Source organism: Pseudomonas sp. ADAK13 (assembly GCF_012935715.1).
In the GTDB taxonomy this organism is placed as follows: domain Bacteria; phylum Pseudomonadota; class Gammaproteobacteria; order Pseudomonadales; family Pseudomonadaceae; genus Aquipseudomonas.
Genome location: NZ_CP052860.1, coordinates 3717605 through 3729253, shown reverse-complemented (window position 1 = coordinate 3729253; position 11649 = coordinate 3717605). Strand labels below are relative to the sequence as shown.

Sequence of the window (11649 nt, the reverse complement as noted above, 5' to 3'; positions counted from 1 at the left end):
GACCCGGCCATGCGCCTGATCAACCGTCACCCGGAACGCTCCAGTCGCCTGCTGTTGGTGCTGCTGCCCTTCGCCCTGCTGCTGTTCGCCTACTACGTTGGCTCAGCCGAGCGCCTGGCAGACAACCCCAACGACAAGCTGCTGCCCAGCGCCGCACAAATGGGCGACGCGGTGAAACGCCTGGCCTTCAGCGCCGACAGCCGCACGGGTGAATACGTGCTGTGGCAAGACAGCGCCTCCAGCCTGCGCCGCCTGGCGATTGGCCTGGGCATCAGCGCCCTCGCCGGCCTGTGCCTGGGCATTGCCGCCGGCACCTTGCCGTTGTTCGGCGCACCGTTGTCGCCACTGCTCACGGTGCTGTCGATGGTGCCGCCGCTGGCGATCCTGCCGATCCTGTTCATCGTGTTCGGGCTGGGGGAATTGTCGAAAGTGATGTTGATCGTGATCGGCATCACCCCGGCCCTGGCGCGGGACCTGGAACAGCGCGCACGGGAAATTCCCGTCGAGTTACTGGTGAAAGCGCAGACCCTCGGCGCCTCCACCTGGACCCTGATGCTGCGGGTGGTGCTGCCGCAATTGCTGCCGCGCTTGCTGATCTCCCTGCGCTTGATGCTCGGTTCGGCATGGCTGTTCCTGATCGCAGCCGAAGCCATCGCCTCCACCGACGGTTTGGGCTACCGGATCTTCCTGGTGCGCCGCTACCTGGCGATGGACGTGATCCTGCCCTACGTGGTGTGGATCACCCTGCTGGCCTGGCTGATGGACTGGGGCCTCAAGGCCCTGACCCGGCGTGCGTTCCCCTGGTACGAAGGAGCGCGGGCATGAGTTTTATCAGCGTCAACAATGTGTGGCAGCGCTATGGCGACCAGGTGGTGTTGGAGCGCCTGAACCTGCACGTGGCCGAAGGTGAGTTCTGCACCCTGGTCGGCACTTCCGGTTGCGGCAAATCGACCTTCCTGCGCCTGCTGCTGGGCCAGGAAACCGCCAGCCATGGCGAGATCCTGCTGGACGGTAAACCCCTGGCCGCCGAACCCGATGCCAGCCGTGGCGTGGTGTTCCAGCGCTACTCGGTGTTCCCGCACCTGACGGTGCTGAACAACGTTGCGCTGGGCCTCGAACTGCCGCGCTCACCGCTGCTCGGCCGCCTGTTCGGCAGCGCGAAAAAACAGGCACGGGAACAGGCCGCGGCCCTGCTGCACAAAGTCGGTTTGGGCCACGCCCTGGACAAGTACCCGGCACAGCTTTCCGGCGGTATGCAACAGCGGCTGGCCATCGCCCAGGCGCTGATCATGAAGCCCCGCGTGTTGCTGCTGGACGAACCCTTCGGCGCCCTCGACCCGGGCATTCGCAAAGACATGCACCTGCTGTTGCTGGAGCTGTGGCGCGAAACCAGGCTGACGGTGTTCATGGTCACCCACGACCTGAGCGAAGGCTTCAGCCTCGGCACCCGCTTGCTGGTGTTCGACAAGGTGCGCCTCGACCCGCACGCCCCCGGCGCTTACGGCGCCCGCATTACCTACGACATCCCTTTGAACAGCGAGCGCCGCAAGGCGATCGCCGCCGAACTTGGAGCCACGTCCAAATGACCGACTCAACTCAATTGTTCCCACCCTTCGCCGAGGAAATGCTCCCCGGCGGCGGCCACCGTTCCTTCGTGCTCAAGCGCGGCCAACTGCTGCGCCTCACCGACCTTCGCGGCGGCGCCAACGTCAGCCTGACCCTGCTCAACGCCAACGAAAAAACCGAGCGCCTGAACCTGCCCGACAGCCTCAAATGCCAACACACCGCCAAGCTCACCACCGGCCATTGCCTGTACTCGGACATGGGCCGCGTGCTGGCCGCCATCACCGCCGACACCTGCGGCTGGAGCGACAGCATCGGCGGCGTGCTATGCGCCGCCGAGGTCGCGGAAAAATACGGCAACGGCCGCTATCAAGAGCTGCGCAACGGCTTCTACCGCAACGGCACCGACAACCTGCTGGTGGAACTGGGCAAGTGGGGCCTGGGGCTTTCCGACCTGTTGATGACCCTCAACCTGTTCAGCAAAGTCACGGTGGATGACGCCGGCGGCCTGCATTTTGTGGCCGGCCATTCCAAGGCCGGCGACTACATCGAACTCTACGCACCGATGGACACGCTGGTGGTGCTCACCGCCCTGCAGCATCCCATGGACCCGAACCCCGAATACGCGCCGCAGCCGCTGAAACTCAGCTGGATGAACGCCGACAAAAGCGTCGCCGAACACTGCCGCACCTCGCGCCCGGAAAACGAGCGCGGCTTTATCAACACCGACCGTCTGTTCGCCTGAGGATCTGCCATGTCTATCGCACTCGCCAAACAACCGGACGCGGCCGTGTACCGCGCGACCATTCCCGCCGGCGAACCCTGGCTGATGGAAGTGAAGGCCGGCCAGACCCTGCGCATCCTCGACCTTGAGGGCAACCAGGCGGTCGACACGCTGTTCTACAGCCTGAAAAACCCCAAGGAACGCTACGACGTACAGCGCACGTTGCGCCGGCAAAACCGCGTGTACCTGAGCACCGGCAGCGTGCTGTATTCCAACCTCGGCCAGCCGATGCTGACCCTCATCGACGACACCTGCGGGCGCCACGACACCCTCGGCGGCGCCTGCGCCCAGGAGAGCAACACCGTGCGCTACGCCCTGGAAAAACGCTACATGCACAGCTGCCGTGACAACTACCTGCGGGCCTGCGCCCACGATGGACGCCTGGGCAAAAGTGACATCGGGCCGAACATCAATTTCTTCATGAATGTGCCGGTGACGGCCGATGGCGGGCTGACGTTCGAGGACGGTATTTCCGCCCCCGGCAAGTACGTCGACCTGCGGGCCGAGATGGACGTGATCGTGCTGATCTCCAACTGCCCGCAACTGAACAACCCGTGCAACGGCTACAACCCTACCCCTGCGGAGTTACTGGTATGGAACTGAAAATGAAGCGGTTACGTCAGTGGTTGTTCGCCCTGTGCCAGGCCCGAGCCGGGCAGTGCCTCCAAAAACGCTGAAGATCAACTGTGGAAGATGACCTGTGGGAGCTGATTTGCCTGCGATAGCGGTGGATCAGCCAACATATGGGGTGACTGACCCAACGCCATCGCGGGCAAGCCCGGCTCCCACAGTTGATCTCCATTGGTGTTGAAATTTGCGCTCCGGACGACCGCAGCGCCATCCACATTTGCGGGACGGCCCGCATCCCAGGACAAGGCCGAGCACTCATCGGCCTGCGGGGTTTTGCCATGTTCGAAAAACTGTTGATCGCCAACCGTGGCGCCATCGCCTGCCGCATCCTGCGCACCTTGCGCGAGCTGTCGGTCAAGGGCGTGGCGGTGTATTCCGAAGCCGATGCGGCCAGCCTGCATATCCAGCAAGCCGACGAGGCCTACAGCCTGGGCGAAGGCGCGGCGGCCGGGACGTATCTATCGGTGGAGAAAATCCTCGCCACGGCCAAGGCCTGTGGCGCCACGGCGATTCACCCGGGCTACGGCTTTCTCTCGGAAAACGCCGCCTTCGCCGAAGCCTGCGAAACAGCCGGCATCGCCTTCGTCGGCCCGACGCCGGAACAGCTGCGCGTGTTCGGCCTCAAGCACACCGCCCGTGCGTTGGCCAAGCAACACGACATCCCGTTGCTGGAAGGCACCGAGCTGCTCAACAGCCTCGACGCAGCGCTGCTGGCCGGGGAAAGCGTGGGCTATCCGATCATGCTTAAAAGCACCGCCGGCGGTGGCGGCATCGGTATGCGCGTGTGCCACAGCGCCGACGAATTGCGCGACTGTTTCGAGGCGGTCAAACGCCTGGGCCAGAACAATTTCAGCGACGCTGGCGTGTTTATCGAGAAGTACATCCAGCACGCCCGTCATCTGGAAGTGCAGGTGTTTGGTGATGGGTGTGGCGAGGTGATCGCCCTCGGCGTGCGCGACTGTTCGGTGCAGCGGCGCAACCAGAAAGTGCTCGAAGAAACCCCGGCGCCAAACCTGCCCGACGGCATGGCGGACGAGCTGTGCCGTGCCGCTATCACCCTGGCCAAGGCGGTGAATTACCGCAGCGCCGGCACCGTGGAATTTATCTTTGATAGCGCCGATGGCCGCTTCTACTTTCTGGAAGTGAACACCCGGTTGCAGGTGGAGCATGGCGTCACCGAGCAGGTGTGGGGCGTGGACCTGGTGCGCTGGATGGTGCAGTTGGCCGCCGGGGAATTGCCCCCGCTGCGGGAGCTGGAGTTGAAGCCCCACGGCCACGCGATTCAGGCACGCCTGTACGCCGAAGACCCGGGCCGGGATTTTCAGCCGAGCCCCGGGCTTTTGACCTGTGTGGACTTCCCCGCCGCGGACGGCCTGCGCATCGACACCTGGGTCGAGGCCGGCTGCGAGATCCCGCCCTACTTCGACCCGATGATCGCCAAGCTCATCACCTGGGCGCCGACTCGCGAACAGGCGCGCCTCGACCTGCATCAAGCATTGAGCAACAGCCAGTTGTATGGCGTGGAAACCAACCGGGATTACCTGCGCCAGATTCTGCTGGCCGCACCGTTCGCCAGCGGCCAGCCATGGACTCGCTGCCTGGAAGATTTGGTGTACCGCGCTGATACGTTTGAAGTGCTGAGCGCCGGAACGCAAACCAGTGTTCAGGATTATCCGGGGCGCCTCGGATACTGGGCCGTGGGCGTGCCGCCGTCGGGGCCGATGGACAGCCGCGCCTTGCGCCTGGGCAACCGCCTGTTGGGAAATGCCGAGGGGGCCGCCGCGTTGGAAATCACCATGAGCGGGCCGTTGTTGCGTTTCAATTGTGCGGCGGTGGTGGCGGTGACCGGCGCGGACATTGCGCTGCGGTTGAATGATGACGTGGTGCCGATGAATACCGCATTGTTGATCCCGGCGGGCGCGACCTTGAGCCTGGGCACCCTCGCCGGAGCCGGTGCTCGCAGCTACCTGTGCGTGCGCGGCGGGTTGCAGGTTCCGGATTATCTGGGCAGCAAAAGTACCTTCACGCTTGGCCAGTTTGGTGGGCATGGCGGGCGGGCTTTGCGGGCGGGGGATGTGTTGCATTTACTGCCGCTTGCAGACGTTAGCTCGGGTCAACAACTGGTACCCGAGCCACTTGCCGACGTGCGCACATTGCGGGTGATCTACGGCCCTCACGGCGCGCCGGAATACTTCAAGCCCGAGTATATCGAGACGTTCTTCGCGACCCAGTGGGAAGTGCATTTCAACTCCAGCCGCACGGGCGTGCGGCTGATAGGGCCCAAGCCTTTGTGGGCGCGTACCGATGGTGGTGAGGCGGGACTGCACCCATCGAATATCCATGACAATCCCTATGCGATTGGCGCGGTGGATTTCACCGGAGACATGCCGGTCATCCTAGGCCCCGACGGCCCGAGCCTGGGTGGGTTTGTGTGCCCGGTGACGGTGATCGAGGCGGACTTGTGGCAGTTGGGCCAGCTCAAGGCGGGCGACAAAATCCGCTTCACCCCAGTCGATCTAACAACCGCCCGCGACCTTGCCCTGAAATGGGATCACTGTAGGAGCAAGCTTGCTCGCGATGCAGGCACCTCGGTACATCCGGAACACCGCATTGATACCATCGCCGGCAAGCCGGGCTCCTACCGTTCACCTGTGGTTCTGGATATCGGCACACAGGACACCCGCCTCGTTGCCCGCCTCGCCGGCGACACCCACTTGCTCCTGGAAATCGGCGCCGCCGAACTCGACCTGGTGCTGCGCTTCCGTGCCCACGCCCTGATGCAAGCCCTCGAGACCCGCGACCTGCACGGCGTCATCGACCTGACACCCGGCATCCGCTCCCTGCAAATCCACTACCAGCCCGAACAACTGCCCCTCGCCGATCTCCTGGCGTTGATCACCACCGAATGGCACACCGTCTGCGCCAGCCACAACCTGCAAGTGCCCTCGCGCATCGTCCACCTGCCACTCTCCTGGGACGACCCTGCCTGCCAACTGGCCATCGAAAAATACATGACCACCGTGCGCAAGGACGCGCCCTGGTGCCCGAGCAACCTGGAGTTCATCCGCCGCATCAACGACCTGGCCAACCTCGACGAAGTACGCCACACCGTGTTCGATGCCAGCTACCTGGTGATGGGCCTGGGCGACGTCTACCTCGGCGCACCGGTGGCCACGCCGCTGGACCCGCGCCACCGCCTGGTCACCACCAAATACAACCCCGCGCGCACCTGGACCGCTGAAAACTCCGTGGGCATCGGCGGCGCCTACCTGTGCGTCTACGGCATGGAAGGCCCCGGCGGTTATCAGTTCGTCGGGCGCACCTTGCAGATGTGGAACCGCTACCGGGAAGTGGCGGCGTTCGATGGCAAACCGTGGTTGCTGCGCTTCTTCGACCAGATCCGTTTCTACCCGGTCAGCGCCGATGAGCTGGTGCAGATTCGCCGGGATTTCCCCCTAGGGCGATTTGAACTGAGCATCGAACACAGCCAACTCAACCTGACGGATTACCAGGCTTTTCTGACCCAGGAAGCCGAGAGCATCGGCGAGTTTCGCGGCCAACAGCAACGCGCGTTCAACGCCGAACGCGAGCGCTGGATCGCCAGCGGCCAGGCGCATTTCGACAGCGAGGAACTCGCCGCGCCACTGGGCCAAGACACGCCATTGCAGGCCAACGAATACAGCATCGACAGCCACATCGCCGGCAATCTCTGGCAGGTTCAGGTGGCCGTCGGCGAACCCGTCGCGGCAGGCGATGTGCTGGTGATCCTGGAGTCGATGAAAATGGAAATCCCGGTGCTCGCGCCGTTCGCCGGCACCGTGCGCGAAATTCCCGTGCAACCGGGCAGCGGCATTGGCGCCGGCCAACGGGTGGTCGTGCTGGAGCGTGATTTGCAATAACGCGGCGGGGCTGTATCGTGCAAGGCACACCGGGTTTCACCGGGACCTTGTCCGATACAGCCTGAACCGACCGATGACCACGCCAACCCTCTGCCCCGCCTGCGGCGCCCGCAACGACTGCGCCCTGGCCGACCCGCGCACCGCCGACCAGGCGTGCTGGTGTTACTCCGTGAGCATCGACCCTGCGGTGCTTGAAGCCTTGGCGCCGGAGCTGCGCGACAAGGCCTGCCTGTGCCCGCGCTGCGCCCGGGTGGACGAGCAACTGCGCGGGGCCGAGCCCACGTAATGCGTGTCGACCGTTTCCTCAGCAACCTGCCCCGTTTCAACCGCAAACAGGTTCGCCTGTTGCTGGTGGAGCGGCGGATTACCGTCGACGGCCAATTCGTGAGCGACCCGCATCACCCGGTCAGCGAGTTCAGCCGCGTGTTGCTGGATGATGAAGTGCTGCAAGCCGGCAAACCTGCACGCTACTTCATGCTGCACAAACCCCAGGGCTGCGTAAGCGCCACCTCCGACCCGCAACACCCCACCGTGCTCGACCTGCTGGATGAACCGGACAAGCACAAGCTGCACATTGCCGGTCGTCTGGATTTCAACACCACCGGCCTGCTGCTGATCACCAACGACGGCCAGTGGTCGCGCCGCCTGACCCAGCCGCAAACCAAATTGCCCAAGGTCTATTACGTCGAGACCGAGCAGGAGATTGGCCCGGAATACGCGGCCACCTTCGCCGCCGGCCTGTACTTCGCCTTCGAAGACCTCACCACCCAACCGGCGGAACTGGCGCTATTGGGCCCCAGAACGGCGCGCCTGAGCATCATTGAAGGGCGTTATCACCAGGTGAAGCGCATGTTCGGGCACTTCGACAACAAAGTGACGCGCCTGCACCGCGAGCGCATGGGCCCGCTGGAATTGGACTCGGCCCTGGCGCCAGGGCAGTACCGGGCGCTGACGGACGCTGAAATCCAACAGGTCTGATGACCGTTCAGCCGATGGTGGCAAAAAACCACGCCTGTGACTGGCGAACTGGCATCCCTGATGCTTGAATCAACCCAGCCAGCCGCAATCTGACTGGCGAGTCACCCCTACCTACAAGAAACACTTTGCCCGTCCGCACGCTTGATCTGCGGGCCTCTTACGGCAAATTGCCCGCCATAACAACACCCGTCGGCCTGCCAGTACCGGACCGACATGGGCCCTCACTTCCAGGCGTATGCCTACCTGTCACAAAGCTCGTGCAGAGTGATCTGCGCGCATTACCCGCTTGCCAGGAGTCTTATGACATGAGGCCAGAAATCGCTGTGCTGGATATACAGGGTCAGTATCGGGTTTACACGGAGTTCTATCGCGCGGACGCAGCCGCCAAGACCATCATCCTGGTCAACGGCTCAATGGCCACCACCGCGTCTTTCGCCCAGACCGTGAAAAGCCTGCACCCGACGTTCAACGTGGTTTTGTACGACCAGCCCTACGCCGGTCGCTCAAAAATCCACAACCGCCACGAGCAGATGCTGACGAAAGAAGTCGAGGGCCAGATCCTTCTGGAACTCATTGACCACTTCGCCGCCGAACACGTGCTGTCCTTTTCCTGGGGCGGCGCCGCGACCCTTGTCGCCCTCTCCCACCGGCCGCGCCGTGTGGAAAAGGCCGTGATCAGCTCGTTCTCCCCGGTGATCAACACCCCGATGCGCGACTATTTGGAGCGCGGTGTCGACTACCTCGGCAACCTCGACCGCGACCGCGTGGGCCACTTGGTCAACAGCACCATCGGCAAACACCTGCCGTCGCTGTTCAAGCGCTACAACTACAAACACGTGAGCAGCCTGGCCGAGCATGAGTATGGGCAGATGCACTTTCACATCAGCCACGTGCTGAACAGCGACCGGCTGTGCTACCTCAAGGCGGCGAAGCAGATTGAGATTCCGGTGCTGTTCTTGAACGGCGAATGGGACGAGTACACCAGCGCTCAGGACGCCAAGTTATTTGGGCAACATATTGCGAAAAGCAGCTTTGGGACGATTCAAGCGACCGGGCACTTTTTGGACATGGAGCACAAGGCCGCGTGCCGGGATAGCCGGGAGGCGTTGATGGGCTTTTTGAGGCCGGAGCAGCAACCGAGCCGGTTGCGGTACCACGCGTCGCAGCCACAGCATGCATTTGCCGTATGAGCGGTGGGGTTGTGGGTGGGCTGGATTTCCCAGGGGGTCCACCTGCCCACGACCGACCGTTAGCACGTAAAACACAGAATTTTCGAAGAAAAACTTCAAATCCGCGAGCACATCTGGTACAAAGTCAGCCGCTCTGAGCGGGTATAGTTTAGTGGTAGAACGAAAGCTTCCCAAGCTTTAGATGAGGGTTCGATTCCCTCTACCCGCTCCACTCAGATTTAGGTCCTGCGTCAGGATGGTTGTTGACGGAGGATGTGTAAAAAAACCGGCTCTTGGTGGCCGGTTTTTTTATGGGTGGCGTTAAAGCCCCAATTCCAAGGCCAGCAAGTCCGACAGCGGTTGCGGGCGTCGAATCAATTTCCCCTGCCCTTGCTCGATCAATACCTCTGGCAGCAGCGGGCGGCTATTGTAATTGGACGACATGGCGGCGCCATACGCGCCGGTGTCGTGAATCACCAACCAATCGCCAACCTGCGCTTGCGGCAACATGCGGAGCGTGATGCCCTGTTCATCCTGGGTGAAAATATCGCCGGCCTCGCACAACGGGCCGCCCACTACGCACAGGTGCTCCGGGCGGTTGACCGGCACACCGTGGGCATCCAGTAAAGTCATGTGGTGATAGGCACCATAGAGCGCAGGCCGCATCAGGTCATTGAAGCCGGCATCCACCAGGATGAAGTTCCTGCTACCCACTTTTTTTACCGCCCGAACTTCGGTGACCAGATAGCCCGACTCCGCGACCAGGAAGCGGCCAGGCTCGATCTCCATGCGTACCGGATGACCGAGCCAGCCTTCAATCTCGTGTTTGGCCTGGCGCCATGTGCTCGCATAACGCTGGATATCCACCGGTTCATCTTCCGGACGATAAGGCGTGGCAAGCCCCCCGCCGATGGAAAATGCCTCGATATCGTGGTCCAGCGCCTTCACCACCAAGACCATCGCACAGCTCACTTGCTCAAGGTGCGCGTAATCCACACCGGAGCCGATATGCATGTGCACACCCACCAGCGTCAGGCCGAATTGCCGGATCACGTTGAGCGCGTCCTGGACCTGCTCGTGCCAGATTCCGTGCTTGCTGTTTTCGCCACCGGTGTTGGTCTTGCGGCTGTGACCGTGGCCGAACCCCGGATTGATCCGTAGCCAAACGCGGTGGCCGGGCGACCGCTGACCCAGTTGGCGCAGCATATCAATCGAGCCTGTGTTCACTTCCACTTGCAGTTCCACCACACGGCGCAATGTCGCTTCATCGAATAAATCACAGGTAAAAACAATGCCGGCCGGGTCACCATCAGGGCTGAATCCAGCCAGCAGTGCCCGCTCGATTTCCCCCAGCGACACCGCATCGATCCGTACGTCTTGTTCGCGAATCAACCGAAGAATATGCAGGTTGGAGCAGGCTTTCTGCGCGTATCGAACCCCATCAAAACCCTGCAATTGATTGATGCGGGCCCGGATGGTCTCGGCCTCATAACACCAGAGCGGGGTACCGTGCTGTCTTGCAGAATCGGCCAACGACTGGAAAACGGAGGTGTTGGGCATGGCGTTTTTCTTTCTGAAATAGAGAGAGAACCAGCATGCCCGGCGCTTTGCATTCAATAAAATACCTATTCTTTGCCATGCAATTCAGTTTTGATATGGCTTGGTCAATTGGGTAGAGGTCAGGGATGGAAGTATCCATACGGCATATCGAGGTGTTCCGGGCCATCATGCAGGCCGGCAGCGTCACGGGAGCGGCGCAGCTGCTATTTACTTCCCAACCGACGGTCAGCCGGGAGCTGGCGCGACTGGAAAAGCTTTCGGGCCTGCGACTCTTTGATCGCGCGGGAGGAAAGCTGGTACCGACAGCCCAGGCGATCATGCTGTTCGAAGAGGTCGAGCGCTCCTACATCGGCCTGGAACGAATCAACAGCGTTGCACAGTCAATTCGTCGCTTTGAACATGGCCAACTGAGCGTCACGTGTCTTCCGCTGTTTTCTCAGACGCTTTTGCCCAAGGTCTTTAAGCGCTTTCAGCAGCATGTCGGCATAGCCTTGAGCATTGCGGCACAGGAAACGCCCCAGCTGGAAGAATCACTCAGCGCCCAGCGTTACGACCTCGGATTGACCGAAGGCGAACATGCGCCTCAGGGCACACAGGGGAAACTGCTTTTTTGTTCCGACATGGTGTGCGTACTGCCGGACGGTGATCCTTTGTTGGCTAAACCGTTGCTGACACTGGAAGACTTTCAGGGGGTCAATTTCATCAACCTGTCGGGCCTGGATATCTATCGTCAAACCCTCGATGAGCACTTCCGCCGGGCCGGCGTCGACAGGCATATTGTGGTCGAAACAACCAATGCTGCGTCGGTGTGTGCCATGGTCAGGCAACAACTGGGAGTGGCAATTATCAACCCGTTGACGGCGGTGGCGGAGGCCGGTGACGGGCTGACCATTCGGCCGATCAGCGTATCGATTCCGTATCGGGTCATGTTGATCAGGCCCGATTATCGACCGTCCTCTCTCTTCGTCGACGCGTTCTGTGACGCGCTGATTGAAGAGGCGGCGAGTCTCGCAGACCGTTTGGATTTGAGGCGGGAACGTTCCAGCTAACAGACATTTGGCTTCCT

General features: G+C 61.9%; 10 protein-coding genes and 1 tRNA gene. 10 read left to right on the top strand and 1 reads right to left on the bottom strand.

All coding sequences use genetic code 11. The annotated features are described in order from the left end of the window. Window positions 1–9 precede the first annotated feature (9 nt). The 9 genes from HKK54_RS17200 (at window position 10) to HKK54_RS17160 (ending at window position 9255) form a co-directional block, all read left to right on the top strand. Window positions 10–825, top strand: a complete 816-nt coding sequence (locus HKK54_RS17200; RefSeq protein ID WP_169387309.1) for an ABC transporter permease — start codon at window positions 10–12, stop codon at window positions 823–825. Beyond that, window positions 822–1586 (top strand): ABC transporter ATP-binding protein, encoded by a 765-nt coding sequence (locus HKK54_RS17195; protein ID WP_010176604.1) that lies wholly within the window; start codon window positions 822–824, stop codon window positions 1584–1586. The genes HKK54_RS17200 and HKK54_RS17195 overlap by 4 nt, the downstream gene beginning before the upstream one ends. Next, on the top strand, window positions 1583–2308 hold the full coding sequence (locus tag HKK54_RS17190; RefSeq protein WP_169387308.1) for an urea amidolyase associated protein UAAP1: 726 nt from the start codon (window positions 1583–1585) through the stop codon (window positions 2306–2308). Before HKK54_RS17195 ends, HKK54_RS17190 begins: the two co-directional genes overlap by 4 nt. 9 nt (window positions 2309–2317) lie before the next feature. Then, entirely contained in the window at window positions 2318–2950 is a 633-nt protein-coding gene (locus HKK54_RS17185; RefSeq protein ID WP_010176606.1) for an urea amidolyase associated protein UAAP2, read from the top strand. 305 nt (window positions 2951–3255) lie between these two features. Next, window positions 3256–6876 (top strand): urea carboxylase, encoded by a 3621-nt coding sequence (gene uca, locus HKK54_RS17180; RefSeq protein ID WP_169387307.1) that lies wholly within the window; start codon window positions 3256–3258, stop codon window positions 6874–6876. A 73-nt stretch (window positions 6877–6949) separates the two neighbouring features. Next, the gene (locus tag HKK54_RS17175) at window positions 6950–7162 is read left to right on the top strand and encodes a cysteine-rich CWC family protein (RefSeq protein WP_010176608.1); all 213 of its coding nucleotides are present in this window, start codon (window positions 6950–6952) and stop codon (window positions 7160–7162) included. Beyond that, the gene (locus tag HKK54_RS17170; RefSeq protein WP_010176609.1) at window positions 7162–7854 is read left to right on the top strand and encodes a pseudouridine synthase; all 693 of its coding nucleotides are present in this window, start codon (window positions 7162–7164) and stop codon (window positions 7852–7854) included. Before HKK54_RS17175 ends, HKK54_RS17170 begins: the two co-directional genes overlap by 1 nt. Before the next feature lie 305 nt (window positions 7855–8159). After that, window positions 8160–9044: an alpha/beta fold hydrolase gene (locus tag HKK54_RS17165; protein WP_010176610.1), complete on the top strand. Its 885-nt coding sequence runs from the start codon at window positions 8160–8162 to the stop codon at window positions 9042–9044. A 137-nt stretch (window positions 9045–9181) separates the two neighbouring features. Next, window positions 9182–9255: transfer RNA gene (locus HKK54_RS17160), tRNA-Gly, on the top strand. Between the two features lie 89 nt (window positions 9256–9344). Here the strand turns inward: HKK54_RS17160 and lysA are convergent. Further along, window positions 9345–10583: a diaminopimelate decarboxylase gene (gene lysA, locus HKK54_RS17155; protein WP_169387306.1), complete on the bottom strand. Its 1239-nt coding sequence runs from the start codon at window positions 10581–10583 to the stop codon at window positions 9345–9347. A 125-nt stretch (window positions 10584–10708) separates the two neighbouring features. Between lysA and HKK54_RS17150 the strand changes: the two genes are divergently transcribed. After that, on the top strand, window positions 10709–11632 hold the full coding sequence (locus HKK54_RS17150) for a LysR family transcriptional regulator (protein WP_169387305.1): 924 nt from the start codon (window positions 10709–10711) through the stop codon (window positions 11630–11632). Window positions 11633–11649: the final 17 nt, after the last annotated feature.